14 protein-coding genes, 1 tRNA gene and 1 pseudogene are annotated in these 15,682 nt (G+C 59.1%); 13 read left to right on the forward strand and 3 right to left on the reverse strand.

The window, feature by feature from the left end:
* Positions 1-4 precede the first annotated feature (4 nt).
* Positions 5-1,207: pseudogene (locus V5D86_RS09010) on the forward strand (tripartite tricarboxylate transporter permease); the annotation flags it as partial.
* A 66-nt stretch (positions 1,208-1,273) separates the two neighbouring features.
* Here V5D86_RS09010 and V5D86_RS09015 read toward each other — a convergent pair.
* Positions 1,274-1,660: a thioesterase family protein gene (locus V5D86_RS09015; protein ID WP_414596368.1), complete on the reverse strand. Its 387-nt coding sequence runs from the start codon at positions 1,658-1,660 to the stop codon at positions 1,274-1,276.
* 144 nt (positions 1,661-1,804) lie between these two features.
* Here V5D86_RS09015 and V5D86_RS09020 point away from each other — a divergent pair, with 144 nt between their 5' ends.
* The 5 genes from V5D86_RS09020 to V5D86_RS09040 all read left to right on the forward strand — a co-directional run bounded on the left by V5D86_RS09020 (position 1,805) and on the right by V5D86_RS09040 (position 10,605).
* Positions 1,805-5,536 (forward strand): AAA domain-containing protein, encoded by a 3,732-nt coding sequence (locus V5D86_RS09020; RefSeq protein WP_414596355.1) that lies wholly within the window; start codon positions 1,805-1,807, stop codon positions 5,534-5,536.
* A 4-nt stretch (positions 5,537-5,540) separates the two neighbouring features.
* Positions 5,541-7,568, forward strand: coding sequence for a PP2C family protein-serine/threonine phosphatase (locus tag V5D86_RS09025; protein ID WP_414596356.1), 2,028 nt, complete (start codon positions 5,541-5,543; stop codon positions 7,566-7,568).
* A 30-nt stretch (positions 7,569-7,598) separates the two neighbouring features.
* Positions 7,599-8,102, forward strand: coding sequence for a nitroreductase family protein (locus V5D86_RS09030; protein WP_414596357.1), 504 nt, complete (start codon positions 7,599-7,601; stop codon positions 8,100-8,102).
* Between the two features lie 65 nt (positions 8,103-8,167).
* Positions 8,168-8,389, forward strand: a complete 222-nt coding sequence (locus tag V5D86_RS09035) for a heavy-metal-associated domain-containing protein (protein ID WP_414596358.1) — start codon at positions 8,168-8,170, stop codon at positions 8,387-8,389.
* Entirely contained in the window at positions 8,386-10,605 is a 2,220-nt protein-coding gene (locus V5D86_RS09040) for a heavy metal translocating P-type ATPase (protein WP_414596359.1), read from the forward strand. The genes V5D86_RS09035 and V5D86_RS09040 overlap by 4 nt, the downstream gene beginning before the upstream one ends.
* Here V5D86_RS09040 and V5D86_RS09045 read toward each other — a convergent pair.
* Entirely contained in the window at positions 10,571-11,248 is a 678-nt protein-coding gene (locus V5D86_RS09045) for a diphthine--ammonia ligase (RefSeq protein ID WP_414596360.1), read from the reverse strand. The two genes, V5D86_RS09040 and V5D86_RS09045, sit on opposite strands and share 35 nt — an antisense overlap.
* A 95-nt stretch (positions 11,249-11,343) precedes the next feature.
* Between V5D86_RS09045 and rpiA the strand changes: the two genes are divergently transcribed.
* From rpiA to V5D86_RS09070, 5 genes are all read left to right on the forward strand, one after another.
* Complete coding sequence (gene rpiA, locus V5D86_RS09050; protein ID WP_414596361.1) at positions 11,344-12,054, forward strand: ribose 5-phosphate isomerase A; 711 nt, start codon at positions 11,344-11,346, stop codon at positions 12,052-12,054.
* A gap of 108 nt (positions 12,055-12,162) precedes the next feature.
* Complete coding sequence (locus V5D86_RS09055; RefSeq protein ID WP_414596362.1) at positions 12,163-12,441, forward strand: 50S ribosomal protein L44e; 279 nt, start codon at positions 12,163-12,165, stop codon at positions 12,439-12,441.
* Between the two features lie 5 nt (positions 12,442-12,446).
* On the forward strand, positions 12,447-12,614 hold the full coding sequence (locus tag V5D86_RS09060; protein ID WP_414596363.1) for a 30S ribosomal protein S27e: 168 nt from the start codon (positions 12,447-12,449) through the stop codon (positions 12,612-12,614).
* Positions 12,614-13,396, forward strand: a complete 783-nt coding sequence (locus tag V5D86_RS09065) for a translation initiation factor IF-2 subunit alpha (protein WP_414596364.1) — start codon at positions 12,614-12,616, stop codon at positions 13,394-13,396. Before V5D86_RS09060 ends, V5D86_RS09065 begins: the two co-directional genes overlap by 1 nt.
* Positions 13,393-13,569: an RNA-protein complex protein Nop10 gene (locus V5D86_RS09070; protein ID WP_414596365.1), complete on the forward strand. Its 177-nt coding sequence runs from the start codon at positions 13,393-13,395 to the stop codon at positions 13,567-13,569. Before V5D86_RS09065 ends, V5D86_RS09070 begins: the two co-directional genes overlap by 4 nt.
* Positions 13,570-13,598: 29 nt before the next feature.
* Here V5D86_RS09070 and V5D86_RS09075 read toward each other — a convergent pair whose 3' ends face one another.
* Complete coding sequence (locus tag V5D86_RS09075; protein ID WP_414596366.1) at positions 13,599-14,222, reverse strand: hypothetical protein; 624 nt, start codon at positions 14,220-14,222, stop codon at positions 13,599-13,601.
* A gap of 41 nt (positions 14,223-14,263) precedes the next feature.
* Here V5D86_RS09075 and V5D86_RS09080 point away from each other — a divergent pair, with 41 nt between their 5' ends.
* Positions 14,264-15,196, forward strand: coding sequence for a hypothetical protein (locus V5D86_RS09080; protein WP_414596367.1), 933 nt, complete (start codon positions 14,264-14,266; stop codon positions 15,194-15,196).
* 73 nt (positions 15,197-15,269) lie between these two features.
* Positions 15,270-15,345: transfer RNA gene (locus V5D86_RS09085), tRNA-Gln, on the forward strand.
* The last annotated feature ends 337 nt before the right edge of the window (positions 15,346-15,682 follow it).

Raw genomic sequence — 15,682 nt, forward strand, 5'->3', positions numbered from 1 at the left:
CGTCATGGATCCGACCCTGACGGCATTTTGCGTTCTGACGGCGCTGCTAGGCTGTGCCATAGGCACGTTCAGCGGGATGGTCCCCGGTATACACGTCAACACTCTGGCCGCACTGCTGCTGGCGTCATATCCCGCCATAGAGGCGATGATACCTCTGGAACCGTCCGACTCAGCGGTGGCCGTGGCCTGCTGCGTGATGTCCGCATCGGTCGTCCATTCGTATGTGGACTTCGTCCCTTCCGTGTTCATAGGGGCTCCGGACTCCGAGGATGCCGTATCCGTACTTCCGGGACATCGCCTGCTCCTTCAGGGCAGGGGGATGGAGGCGGTGCGCTCCGCGGCCATCGGGAGCCTGGTGGGATGCTCCGCATCCATAGCGATGGCGCTGCCCCTCCAATGGCTGCTCCTGAACGGTGCGGAGGGGTTCCTGGACGGACTGACCCCCCTGGTCCTCCTGATCGCGAGCGCCGTCCTGCTGTCGGACGAATGGAGAAGGGGGACCGGGATCTGGGGGGTGCTGCTGTTCCTGCTGTCGGGGGCGCTCGGCCTTGGATGCATGGTCCTCCCGGTCCAGATGGACGGCATGCTCGGGGAGGGGAGCATCATGATGCCCCTTCTCACGGGACTGTTCGGCATACCGGTCATGATGGAGGCTTCGGATGGGACCGCGATCCCGAAGCAGTATGACAGGATCAAGGACCCGACAGGTCACCTGCCCGGGCTGAAAGGGGTCGCGATGGGGACGCTGGCAGGATGGTTCCCCGGAATCACCGCCACGGTCGGGGCCTCGATGTCCGCCGTGATGTTCCCGGAGAGACGGCCCACGCACTTCATATCGACCGTGGCATCCATCGGTACCGTGACCTCCATACTGTCGCTCGTCACCCTCTCGGTCTCTGGGAACGGCAGGTCCGGGACCGCGTTGGTCATAGGGGAGATGACTGGGAGCTCTCTGAACGGGTTCATGTCCCCCACGTTCCTCCTGCTCCTCCTGTCCTCCGCAGTGGCATCGCTGCTGGGATACTGGATAACGATATCGTGCGGAAGGCTCATGACGAGGATCGTCGGCGGCATAAGGCCCAGAAGGCTGAGCAGGACGGTCCTGATCCTGTTGGTGACGCTGACCCTGATGCTCAACGGCCCATTGGGCATGTTCGTGCTGCTATGCTCCACGATGGTGGGGGTCCTTCCGGGACTGTTCGGGACCGGGAGGGTGATCCTGTGCGGATGCCTGATCCTCCCGGTGCTCCTGTTCGAGTTCGGCCTGTTCCGATCAATCCAGCTTGGCTGTGGCCTTGGACATGAACTTGACATCGTCCACCACGAACCTCTCGTGCATGCCGGAACCGACCTCCCCCTTGGCATCGCACACGGAGACCCTGAACACCAGCCTCCTGCGGTCGACCTCCACCAGCTCGGTCTCGCAGGTGACCTCCATTCCTATGGGGGAGGCTGCCGAGTGGGCGATGTCCAGATGCGTGCCGACCGTGCTGTTCCCGTCGTCGAGCTCTGGTGCGACACTCCGGCTCGCGGTCGCCTCGATCAACGCGATCATGGCGGGTGTCGCGAACACGGGGAGCGTTCCGCTGCCCAGGGCCTCTGCGGTATTGCTGTCGTCGACCATGACCTTGCGGGATCCTTTGATTCCGATGCTAAGCATGGGCTTAGCATGTCGATTTACGGTTAAACATTGCGGATTGTCATACGATGGTATGGAATGGTCCCCCTCATCTGGCACTCCGCGAAAGCTCCTCCGGACGGGCCGAACATCAAGTTTACTAACCTGCACGTTATATAGCATGTCATGGGATTGGAAGATGACCTCTACGATGAGCTCTATGAGCTCAGGGAGATGCTCCGCGACGAGCGCAAACTGTCCAACGGACGCGTCCCGCAGGTATGCTCCGACGAGGCTCTGAGAGAGATGGCACAACGCGTGCCGACAAAGGTCGAGGACTTCTCTGCAATCGTAGGCGTCGGACAGAGGTTCGTGGAACTGTACGGCGAGGACTTCCTGGACATAACGAAGAAGTACGCCATAACCGCGGCCAACGGGTCCAACATAGACGCCGAGGCGGCCCAGACCCTCAGGGAGCTCGAGAAGAAGCTCATCAACATCAACAAGGCCAACAGGCTCCTGTTCCAACCCAAGCTTTCCAGGAAGAACGCGTTCGACCTCATGATGCTGCCCAATGCGGACATCATGGGCCTCGTGTTCGGCAACAAAAGGTCCCTGAAACTCGTGGACACCGCGAAGGGGCAGGATGCGGCCAAAGCGTACAAGCATCTCAACGAGATCATACGCGAGGTCAACAGGGAACAGAGAGACAAGGGTCAGTACGACCTCTACGTCGCCTACCCGTTCGTGGAGGGCAAGATGCCCGACGGGGACCTGGACATACGCGCACCCCTTGCACTGTTCCCGGTCATACTGGAGAAGGACACCCGCGTGATAACGCTGAAGATGGACGACTCCAGGGATGCCATCTACAACAACACCCTCATACTGGGGTTCATCAAGGCCGGTGGTCAGAACCGCCCCCTCCCGGACAACATCCTGGAGGACTACAGCGCGGAGTCGTTCCTGTCCTCGCTCGTCGAATTCTACAACAGGAACGGCATAAGGCTGGACTACGCGTACAGCCTCCCTCTGCCGTTCATCGAGTACAAGGCAGGGGAGTTCCCGAAGTACCAGCCTGGGGAGATGAAGCTGGTCCCGAACATCCTGATCGGCAAATATCCCACATACTCCAGCTCGATCCAGAAGGATTTCGACGGGATGCTGGCCGGAAGGGAGATCAACGGGATCCTCAACGACCTCATCGTGGACCTGAACAAGAGCGACTACCTGTCCGACTATCCTCTCCCCCTGTCCGAGGACGAGATCGAGAAGAAGGGGCTCGAGGCGTCCGAGAGGGACCTGATATACATCAACTCGCTGAACAGCTCCCAGGAGAACATCATAACGGCGATGGACAAAGGCGACGAGATCGTCGTCCAAGGACCTCCCGGGACAGGGAAGTCCCAGGTCATCACCGGGCTGATCACGTCCGCCGTGATGAAGGGCAAGACCGTCCTGATGGTCTCGGAGAAGAAGACCGCCCTCGACGTCGTGTACTCGAGGCTCGGGACCCTGTCCAAGTACTGCCTGCAGATCGACGACGTCGGGAACAAGGACAGCTTCTACAGACAGCTGGGCAGGATGCTGGAGACTGGCGTGCCCAAATCCGTCCAGGACGTCGATCCACTGTCCGACAGCATAGACAACGACGTCCTGCTGCTGGACAACATCGCCGACGTAATGTACAAGCCCGGGGAGTTCGGCATAGAGCCGTACAAGCTGTACACCATGGACAGGTGGCTCGATCTGAACGACAAGCGCCAGTTCGAGGAGTACAGGATCCTGAAGGAGGGGATAGAGCCCTCTCTGCTGGACCTCAAGTACGCCGAGGTCAGGGAGCTCCACAGGAAGTTCGGCGATCCGGTCCTGATGAGGAACTTCAACGAGTACAGGGAACTCGTGCAGAAGTACCCCTGGATGACCCAGGTAAAGCCCGACCTGTCCGAGTACAACATAGGCGAGATGAAGGCGGACCTACTGGACCTCGACAAGCAGCTCGTCGAGTGGCGCACGAAGGGATTCATGAGCAAGCTGTTCTCCAAGGGGAAGATCACCCGCGAGACGACCGCCATGGCCGACAGGTACTTCTCCAACTACAACGAGCACACCATCAACGCCATCATGGACAACCCGCGCCTGTTCTTCGACGCCATGGACGGCTACGAGACATACTCGGCGAGGGCCACCGTCTACTCCAGACTCACGAATCACGAGAAGAACTACGGCGAGGACATCCTCGGCATATCCTCGGAGACCAAGATGCCGTACTCCGACTCGAACGACCGCATATTCGATTGGATCCTGAACGAGCACCTTCAGAGGTTCGATGCCTCGCACAAGGACATCATGCAGGAGATATGGGACTTCGAGTCCATCATAGCGGACATGGACCGCAAGATCGCCGAGAAGAGGGACCTCTGCAAGGACAAGGTGGAGGAGATACTCCAGCAGAACCTCAAATACATCACCGAGTCCAAGAGGCGCGGGGACATAAACAGGATCGTGGAGTCCAAGAGGAAGTGGAACCTGAACAAGTTCATAAACCGCTACGGGTACGAGCTGTTCAAGGGCGTCCGCGTATGGCTCCTGACCCCGGAGGTCGTGTCCGAGATCCTCCCGCTGGAGATGGGCATATTCGACATGCTCATATTCGACGAGGCGTCGCAGATGTACGTCGAGAAGGGCGTGCCGTCCATATATCGCGCGAAGAAGGTCATAGTCGCCGGGGACCACAAGCAGCTCCGCCCGTCCTCCCTCGGGGTCGGAAGGATCGAGTACGACAGCGACGAGGACGATCCGGAGGACCTGGTGTCCGCCGCCCTGGAGGAGGAGAGCCTCCTTGACCTGGCCAGGTCCAGGTACGACTCCATCCTGCTGAACTTCCACTACCGCTCCAAGTACGAGGAGCTCATCGCGTTCTCGAACTATGCGTTCTACGGAGGGAGGCTGTACGTCTCCCCCAACGTCGAGGAGCCTGAGAGGCCCCCCATAGAGGTGTTCAGGGTGGACGGCCTGTGGGAGGACAAGTCCAACATGGCGGAGGCCCAGAGGATAGTCGCGCTCCTGAAGGAGTTCTTCCTGAACAGGAGGAACAACGAGACCGTCGGCATAATCACGTTCAACTCGTCCCAGAGGGACCTGATCAGCGATGTCCTAGACGAGGAGTGCGCGTCCGACCCGTCGTTCGGAAAGGCGGTCAACGACGAGATGCGCAGGTTCGACAACGGCGAGGACGTGGGCCTGTTCATAAAGAACATCGAGTCCGTGCAAGGGGACGAGCGCGACGTCATCATGTTCTCGGTGGGATACGCCAAGAACAGCGAGGGGAAGCTGATGCAGAGGTTCGGCTGGCTCAACAACCGCGGAGGCGAGAACCGCCTGAACGTCGCCATCTCCAGGGCCAAGAAGAAGATCCTGATCGTGACCTCGTTCGAGCCGGAGGACCTTCAGGTGGACAACGTCAAGAACGACGGGCCGAGGATCCTGAAGAAATACCTGCAGTACGCCCGTGCCGTCAGCGACGAGGACAAGGAGATGGCGGATTCGATCCTCAAATCGTTCGGGGACGAGCGCTGGTCCGTCCCGGACGAGATCGATGCCTCCAAGATCGCGGACCGCGTGTACAACGCACTGACGCGCAAGGGATACACGATCGAGCGCAACGTCGGCATAGGCGGCTACCAGATAGACCTGGCCGTGAAGCAGAACAACAGGTTCATCCTGGGGATAGAGTGCGACAGCCATCTTTACTCGCTGCCCGCATCCACCAGGGAGAGGGACTACCACCGCCAGAAATACCTCGAGTCCAGAGGATGGAGGATCCACCGCGTGTGGACCCCCGGAATGTGGAAGAACCCTGACAGGGAGATATCGAGGATAATAGAGGCCATAGAGAAGGGCAGCACCGTATCGTGAGGACATGATCATCGACAGGGAGACCTTGACTGACAGACGCGGTCTGAAGACGCTCGCAGGGGCATTCATAGCAGCGCTCCTGTCGATGACGCTGATGGACATGCTGCCGTCGTCCCTCATGCTCTCCCTAGGGCTGTTCCCCGCGATAGGACTGCTGTTCGGGCCGTGGGGCGCGCTTGGATGCTCCGTGGCGAGCGTGGTGTTCAGGATCTGCACGGGAGTGGACCTCCCGCTGTCCGTGGTCACCGGATTCAACTCGCTGATGCTCGCATACATCCCGTACAGGGTCTGGTACTCCACCATGCAGGACGTACGTCCCAAGGTCCCGGTGCTGGGCACGAGCCACAACATGGCCAAGGTCCTCATCGTGATGGTGGTCTCCTCGGTGATCTACACGTCGATCGACCATATGTCCTACATGGCGATAGTGGGTCCCGAACAGGTCTGGATCCGCAGCCTGTACACCCTGATGTCGACTCTGCCCACGTCCATCGTCCTGGTCATGGTCTGCATACTCGTCACAGGGACCCTGAAGATGCAGCACTGGACCCCCAGGATCAAGATGGAGAGGGATGCCCTTGACCGCATAGACCCGAAGGTGTTCCTCGTTGCCGGGATCTCCATACCTGTGGTCATGGTGCTGTCAGGATTCAACGATGCGACGATCGTCATCGGGACAGTCGTGGTGATGGCACTTTCGGTGTTCGTGTGCATAAGGCCCACCATGAGCGTCCGTCAGAGGGACCGCCCCACATACAATGCCAGCAAGAGGATAAACACGTTCGACAACCAGGTCAACGACCGCATAATCATAATATTCAACTTCCTGGGACTCGGGATACTGGCTGCCATAATGGCCCTGTTCCAGGCAGGCCTCCTGAGCGACATACCGCTCATGATGGACCTGGCATATGCCAACGAGGGTTTCGGCGGCATACCGCCGGAGGTGTTGGGAGCGGACCTGTCGGCATACACGTACCTGACGTTGGCCGCCATCGCGCTCTCTGCGGTGATCCTGTTCTTCCTGGAGTTCATCGAGCGCAGCGTGGTGGACCCCATGAAGAGCATGGCGAGGAACACGAAGGACTTCGTGGTCTCGGAGGCGGTGATGAGCGCCGACGACATGCACGACAAGTGCAAGCCCTATCTCAAGAGGAACGACGAGGTCGGAGACCTCGCGAGATCCATCGAGAAGATGGCGCGCAACGTCGCGAACTACGTGAAGGACATCGACTCCCTGACGAAGGACAAGCAGGCCTACCGCGCGGAGCTGGCGATCGCCAGACAGATCCAGATGGGGCTGGTCCCCAAGGACTTCGACATCGTTGACGGCATGGGAGTCAGGATCGACGGCGTCATGGAGGCCGCCAAGTACGTCGGAGGAGACCTCTACGACTTCATGATCCTGGACGGCGGGAAGATCGCCCTGTCCGTCGGCGACGTCTCCGGCAAGGGCGTCCCTGCAGCGCTGTTCATGTCCAGGACGAAGGCTCTCATGGAGGACCACACGGTACATAGGTCGAACCCGGCCGAGGTGTTCACCGAGGTGAACAACGCACTCGCGAAGGAGAACAACCAGATGCTCTTCGTGTCGTCGTGGCTGGGCATCATGGACACGTACAGCGGGTCCATAGACTTCGCGAACGCGGGACACTGCCCTCCTCTCGTGTGGAGATACGAGACGAAGAGGGCCGAGTACGTGGAGATGGAACCGTGCCCTGTCCTGGGAGTCGTCCCCGACGCCGAGTACAGGGTGGAATCCATCACGCTGAGCCCGGGCGACCGCATCATGATCTACACGGACGGGGTCACCGAGGCCAACGACTCCTACGAGGAGTTCTACGGGAGCGACCGCCTCAGAGAGGTCTTCGAGGATACCGCGGGGAACACCATCGGGGACCAGATCAAGGTCATACGCGAGGACATCAAGACGTTCGTAGGCAATGCGGAGCAGTTCGACGACATCACCATACTCGTCCTCGAATACGAGGGCAGGAAGAGGCCTTCCACCGGACTCCGTTCGTTGGACTGACGATTTATACGCGTCCGACCATTCCCCGGCATGACATTCAACGACCTCGCCAACGAAAGGTACTCGTCCAGGAAGTATCTGCCCAAGCCAGTGGAGAAGGAGAAGCTGGACCTCATCCTGGAGGCCGGCAGGATCGCACCGTCCGCCAAGAACCTCCAGCCCTCCAGGGTCCTCGCGGCCGTGTCCAGGGAGGCCCTGGAGAAGATCGGAAGGACGGTCAACCTATACGGGGCCCCGCTGGGACTCGTGGTCATATCCGACAGGGACAGGGCATGGGTCAGGCCCTTCGACGGGAAGGGCTTCGGTGACATCGATTCATCGATAGTCATCACCCAGATGATGTACTCCGCACAGGAGCTCGGACTGGGCAGCGTATGGATAGGGTACTTCGACCCCTCCGTCCTGAAGGAGGAGCTCGGACTGTCCGATACCGAGGAGGTCTCCGGGATCCTGGCTGTCGGATACAGGGGCGACGAGACGTCCAACAACCACGGCAAGAGGAGACCGATGTCGGAATTCGCCGAGATCGTGTGACCCGGCCGTCGCTTCAACCCCCGTTATAGGCATTCCTAAATATCCTATGACGCGATATCGGGGGCATGACCAAGACGACCATCAGGATCGACGGGATGATGTGCGAAGGCTGCGTCAGCGGCGTGAAGGCATCCGTGGAGAAGGTCCCCGGGGTACAGTCCGTGGATGTCAATCTCAAGAAGGGCACTGCGACGGTGCAGCATGAGGGCGCGTCCGATGAGGACCTCATAAGGGCGGTCGTGGATGCCGGATTCCGCGGAAGCGTGAAGCGTGGACTGTTCCGATGAGGACGCGCACGTTCCACATCGGCGGCATGACGTGTGCCGCATGCGCCGGCCGCATAGAGAATGCGGTACGCTCACTGAGCGGCGTGTCATCATGCAGCGCCAACATCGGGAACAACACCGTCACCGTGACCTACGACGAGAACGAGGTCTCGGAATCGGACATGATCCGTGCGATCACGTCCGCAGGCTACCAGGTGATCAGCGACGACCGTCATGCGGCGGACGAGCAGGAGCTCGATGCCCTGAGGGTGCAGAAGCGCGACCTGCTCATATCCATAGTGTTCGCCATACCCCTGAGCATCGTGGCAATGGGGCACATGTTCGGACTGGACATAGGTCTAGAGCCTCTCCCGTTCTGCTTGCTCCAGATAGCGCTGCTGGTCCCGATCCTGTACGGCGGGAGACGGTTCTTCAAGAAGGGGTTCCCCGCACTGTTCTCCCGCAATCCGACCATGGATTCCCTGGTCTCCCTGGGATGCACGGCATCCGTGGTGATGGGACTGTATGCGACGTACAACGTCTGGTCCGGGGATGCGTCGGCCATGCATACGCTGAGCTTCGACTCGGCGGGGATGATCATCGCACTGGTGAGCGTCGGGAAGTATCTGGAATCCCGTTCGAAGTACAGGACCAACGACTCCCTGAGGAAGCTCCTGGAGATGGCTCCCGACGAGGCGACCGTCATCAGGGACGGCGTGGAGACCTCTGTCCCCTCGAAGGACCTGGTCCCCGGTGACGTCATCCTGATCCGTCCCGGCGAGAAGGTCCCGACGGACAGCGTCGTGATAGACGGTGAGTCCTCGGTGAACGAGTCCATGCTGACCGGGGAGAGCATCCCAGTCTCGAAGAGACAGGGTGACACCGTGTACGGGGCCACCATCAACGGGTCTGGGAGCATCCGGGCGAGGGTCGAGAAGGTCGGCGACGAGACCGTCCTGTTCCAGATAGCGCACATGATGGAGGTCGCCCAAGGCACGAAGGCCCCCGTCGCATCGATGGCCGACCGCGTCGCGTCCGTATTCGTCCCCGCCGTGATAGCGATAGCGGTGATCTCCTGCATAGGATGGATTCTATCCGGAAGGGGCCTGGAGTTCGGCCTCAAGATCGCGGTGTCCATCCTGGTCATATCGTGTCCGTGCGCCCTGGGACTCGCTACGCCCCTGGCGATCGTCGTCGGGACGGGGATAGGCTCGAGGCACGGGATCCTCTACAAGACCGCCGCATCCCTGGAGGAGGCCGCCAGGATAGACACGGTGATACTCGACAAGACTGGGACGTGCACGATAGGACATCCGGAAGTGGTGTCCGTGTCATCCGACATGGACGACATCGAGCTCATCTCGATCGCCGCGGCCGCCGAATCGGATTCGGAGCATCCGCTCGCCGAGGCCATAGTCAGGCACGCCGAGGGGATCGGGGCCCCCAAGAGAGGGCATTCCGAGTTCTCCAGCATCACGGGCGGGGGGATATCCTGCGTCGTCGAGGGCATGGACGTCCTGATCGGGAACAGGCCTCTCCTCGAACAGAGAGGCATCGACGTCCCCGAGGATGCCGACGGGGACCGTGACATGGAGACCCGCGTGATGGTGTCCATAGACGGCAGGTACGTCGGGGCCATCGGGATAACGGACCCCATAAGGGCGGAGAGCCCCGGGGCCGTGGCATCCTTGAAAGGTGACGGCATGAGGGTCATGATGGTGACGGGGGACCGGACGGGCACGGCGATGCACGTCGCGTCCGAGCTCGGCATAGAGGAGGTCAGAGCGGAGACGAGACCCGGCGACAAGCTGGAGATCGTCAAGGACCTCCAGGTCTCGCAGAGGAGGGTCGCCATGACGGGGGACGGGATAAACGATGCCCCGGCACTGACCCAGGCGGACCTCGGCATAGCCGTGAGGTCCGGCACGGACATAGCGATGGAGTCCGCGGACATCATCCTCATGAACGATGACCTGCGCAACGTCCCGGCATCGTTGGAGATCGGAAGGGCCGTGCTGAGGAACATCAGGCAGAACCTGTTCTTCGCCTTCGCCTACAACGCGGTCTGCATACCCATCGCCGCAGGTCTGCCGGTCCTTCTGGGGTTCGACGGGCTCGTGGACCAGATGCCGATGATATCCGCCGCGGCCATGTCCCTGTCGTCGATATCCGTGGTGTCCAACGCCATGAGGCTCAGGACGTTCAGGCCCGCCGCTCTCCGATGCGGGCGGAGGTGACCCTCAGGGTCCCTCCCGTGCGGGACCACTCCCTCTCCGAGGAGAGGATCTCGAGAGGCCCACGGTGCATGGGGGAATCGATGGTCAGCGACTCGTACTCGCCACCTTCGCCCATTATACTGATCCCAGTCCTCTCGCGGACCCTCTTCATGTCCTCGACCGACCCGCGGTCTATCGGACGGCCCAGCCATTCCTCGCCGAGACCCTCCGCGTAGCATCCCGCCACCACCGCCTCGATCCCGGAATCGAGGAACTGGTCCATGAGCATGTCCTGGTCCTTCCTCCAGAGCGGAGCGAATAGCTTCAGGCCGAGGTCCCCGCAGACCAGGTTCATCCTGTCCCACTGGTAGTCGGACCAGATGGCACCGGAGATGACCCCCTCCACGTCTAGGCCGTCCAAGGCCCTGCGGAGCCCGTCCATGTCGCCCTCCTCCGACCCGGAGCTGGTCGCCGTGACGAGTTCCTTGCCCATGGATTCGGCCATGAGCGGCACGACCGAGAGGTTCGGTGTGTGGAATATCCACGAAGCCGCATCCTCGGGGATTATGTTCACCAGGTACGGGACATCGTGGCCCATCTGTTCCATGAGGTACAGCGAGAACATGGAGTCCTTGCCGCCGGAGAATAGGGATGCCAGCTTCATGGACGATGCCAATGTCGGCATCGGATATAACCGTGCTTTTACGTCAAGAGAAAAGAGATTATACCTAAGGCCATTCGGGAGATGAGGGACTGACCATGACCCTGGAAGCCGCTGAGATGAAGAGGATCGTTGCGGAGACGGCAGTCGACGCATACGTCAAGGATGGCATGAACGTCGGACTGGGCACCGGATCGACCGCATACTACGCGATAAAGAGGATCGGACAGCTCGTCAACGAGAACGGATACGACCTCACGTGCGTGGCCACATCCGTCCAGAGCGAGGACCTCGCCAGGGAATGCGGCATAACCGTGGTCGACATCGATGACGTGAAGCAGCTAGACGTCACCATAGACGGAGCGGATGAGGTGGATCCGAAACTGAACCTCATCAAAGGTCTCGGGGGAGCCCTCCTCAGGGAGAAGATCGTCGCCGCCGCGACGGTCCAGGAGATAATCGTGGCCGACGAGTCCAAGCTCGTGGAGAAGCTCGGGACCAAGGCCCCGCTCCCCGTGGAGGTCCTGCAGTTCGGGAACGGGCACACGAGCGTCGGACTCAGGAGACAGCGCTGCGAGCCGGTCATGAGGATGAAGGACGGGAGGCCCTTCGTCACGGACGGGGGGAACTACATCTACGACTGCAGGTTCCCGGACGGCATCGACAACCCATTCTTCATCGAATCCAGGATCGATGTCATCCCCGGCGTGATCGAGAACGGACTCTTCCTCAACACCGCGTTCGAGGTCCTGATCTGCGACTCCGACGGCAACGTGAGGCGTATGTCGGAGGAGAAGGCCGACGAGTGAGGGATCCCTTCTACAACGCGATATAAGTCGCGCGAGCGAAGTGGAATGATTAGAGTTATATAGGACCCCCCTATTAGCACGTCCCCGTTCACATTCTAGGTGATTCAAATGAAGATGCCCAGGACAATCAAGAGATACTGTCCCTACTGCAAGGCGCACACCGAGCAGGAAGTGGAGAGGGTCAAGAAGAAGAAAGCCAGCGAGCTCAAGTGGGGACAGAGGAGATTCAGAAAGGTCACCGCCGGATACGGAGGTTTCCCGAGGCCCAAGCCCGAAGGAAGGGAGAAGCCCACCAAGAGGATCAACCTCAGGTACAGATGCACCCAGTGCAAGAAGGCCAACATCTCCCCCTGCATCCGTGCAAAGAAGTTCGAGCTTACGGAGTGATTTAGATGCCCGGTGACTTCATCAAAGTTAAGTGCCCCGACTGCGGCGCAGAACAGATCGTATTCAAGAAGGCCGCCACAAAGGTCCCCTGCCACGTGTGTGGCTCTACCCTCGTCGTCCCCAGGGGCGGAATCGGCGAGATCAAAGGCGAGATCCTCGAGGTAGTCGGCTGATGGCAAGAGTCAGAGGCTTCCCGGAGAATGGCGAGCTCGTCGTCTGCACCGTCAAGAACGTAAAGAACTTCGGTGCCTTCGTCACACTTGATGAGTATGACGACAAGGAAGGATTCGTCCACGTCCGGGACGTTGCCACTGGCTGGGTAAAGTACATCAGGGACTACGTCAGGGAAGGTCAGAAGGTAGTCTGCAAGGTCCTGGGCGTGGATTCCTCGAAGGGCCACATCGACCTTTCCCTGAAGGCCGTCAACGACCATCAAAAGAGAGAGAAGATCCAGCAGTGGAAGAACGAGAAGAAGGCCGAGAAGCTCGTGGAGATCGTCGCCGAAAGGATGGAGATCTCCATAGACAAGGCCTACGACCTGTTCGGAAACGAACTGCTGGAGGACTACGAGTCCCTGTACGATGCGTTCGAGACCGCGGTCGCGGACACCGAGGCGTTCGTAGAGGACTACGACGGCGAGTGGATAGACATATTCATGGAGGTCGCCCAGGAGAACGTCGCTGCACCCTCCGTGCAGATCGACGGCATCCTGGAGCTGACATCCTCCGCCCCTAACGGGATGGAGCTCGTCCGCAATGCCCTACTGAAGGGGGTTGCGGCGGCGGACGGCGCCGATGCGGAGATCACCTGCGTCGGATGCCCCAGGTACAGGGTAGTCGTAAGGGCCCCCGAATACAAGGAGGCCGAGGAGATCATGAAGGACATCTCCAACGCCGCCATCAACGATCTCATCTCCAACGGAGGCACAGCCTCCTTGAAGCGCGAGAGCAAATGAGCTCCCGCATAAGACGCTGCAATGGCTGCGGCCACTACACTCTGGACGATACATGTCCAGAGTGTGGCGTCAAAACATCATGCCCGGTCCCTCCGAAATATTCTCCGGAGGACCGTATGGGCCAATACAGGCGTGCGGACACCATTAAGCAGTGGTCCGAGACCAAGAGATGATAAACCGATCACACGAGAGGTTGCATCACTCAACTCCTCTGACGGACCCTACGCCTTCTTCCCGAGTCGACCTCCACACAGTTGCGCTCGTCGCCGTCCGGGTATGATATACGGTACTTCCCCTGCGGATAGAGCTCGGACACGAAGGAGAACTTTATCCACGACAGCAGGGATTTCTCGCACTCCATCGGCGGCACATAATATCTGCGCACTGATGGCAATAGCATCAGCAGTATAACGAAGAGCACCAAGGGCACCACTATGACAGGATTGATGGTGACCAGTACGGATACGGAACCGGTGACGCCGAAGAAGCTGCCTATGAGCGTGAACAACAATAGCAACATGGAACCGCGAACCGCCTTCTTCCATCCCTTAGGCCTTCTCGAGGACAGACCCAGCATGGCATCGGCCGTTATGAAGAACATCACGATCTCGCAGAGGAAGACGAAGAGGTTCTTGCTCATGATCCTGGATGAGCCCACCTCGGTTATCAGACCCATGGAGAGCACGCATACCTTCGCGAAGTACAGCCCCAGGACGAATAGCAGGAAGCACTCCGCTACGATGACCGCCCACGGCTTCTTGACACCCGGTTCAGGGATGTTCGCGTCTTCGACGGCTCTCCTGCGCCATTCCCTCGATCCCGCCATACTGGGTGATGTTTTTCTATTGATATTACATTTCCGAGGACATGGAGAGGAACACCGCCGCAGATGATTTCGTCAACTGCGTGGTCAGAAGAAGCGACAAGGACATGTTCCTCAAACCATCCCTGATGATCGCATCCCTGATCCTCCCACTGGTGATGGGTGTGGTGATCTCAGCATGCATCCTCGTCATAAACAGCGAGAACGGATACGTGCATTTCCAACAAGAGGATATGGAAGAGTGCGCACTCGCGATGATCGTATCCGCGCTCATCCTGGAGTCGGCCGTCATGAGCTTCATGGTGTTCTGTGTGACGCGTCGCAACAGCAACCATCTGAAGCGGGACATCGTGTGGATGAACTCCCTGTCCGATTTCGTTGACTACCATGGCGGAGACTCGTCAGAGATGAGATCCATCGCACAAAGGTCCAAACACAGGTCCGAGAAGACCGTGACGGTCCTGTCCATGCTGATCTGGCTCATCATAGTGGGCATACTCATCGTCTTCGGTGTGTTCGCACACAGGGTGACCAGCGAGGAGGAGACGAGGGGGATCACGGCGATGTTCCTCGTCGCCATGGCACCGATCCTCCTGCTCCTCATGATACAGTTCCTGATCACGGTCGGGGCGGTGTACAGATTCCCGGCCAAGCACGACAGCATCCAAACGAAGTTCTCCGAGGAATTCAAGAAGCAATGCGGTCGGTTCGGACTGCAGGTCAACGTGATGGAGCATCAGGTAAAGAGGAGGATGGCCTGGGTGCACATCATCCTCACGATCCTCACACTGGGGCTGTATTCCACGATATACCTCATAATAGCGTGCCGTCAGATGAACCGTCACATGTCCGTCCAATGGAGATATGAGGAGGAGCTCATGGGTCGTATCATAGAGTTCGAAGGAGGCAACGGCATCGAATCCACCTGTGAGGGGCAACCCAATGCTTTGGTGAGGGCGATCGGACGCCTGATGTGACACCATCCACACTGGGTCTAAGAGTCGCATCATAGATACCTTTAAGAACAACGACCGAATCGGGGGATTCGATAGCCTCGTAGTGTAGCGGTCAATCATGCGGGACTCTGGATCCTGCGACCACAGTTCGAATCTGTGCGAGGCTACCATCTTCCATCCGGCTGACCTCATTTTCAAAATCGATGTCAAACGGCAATTGTTCTAACTTTAACCCGTGGCTGTTATCTCTCTGCGTCATACCGGACACCTCCCCATAGCCATTTCGTGTAACCTATATTGAATTCGATGCATCGAGAATAATCGCAATCAAGTCGGGTGCACGAGGTCCGGATCCTACATCCACTGCTTGAAGAATATACAGAGGATGGCATTTTCATCCGTTCTACCCACTTGTAATCGTATTTGTAAATTTGATATCATATGTACATCGATAGTGTGTTTCCTAATTCCTCGATTCTGTAATTCAATCTGGTTGTTTCTTCAAAA

The organism is Candidatus Methanoprimaticola sp. MG2, assembly GCF_047501175.1.
Classification (GTDB): Archaea; Thermoplasmatota; Thermoplasmata; order Methanomassiliicoccales; family Methanomethylophilaceae; genus Methanoprimaticola.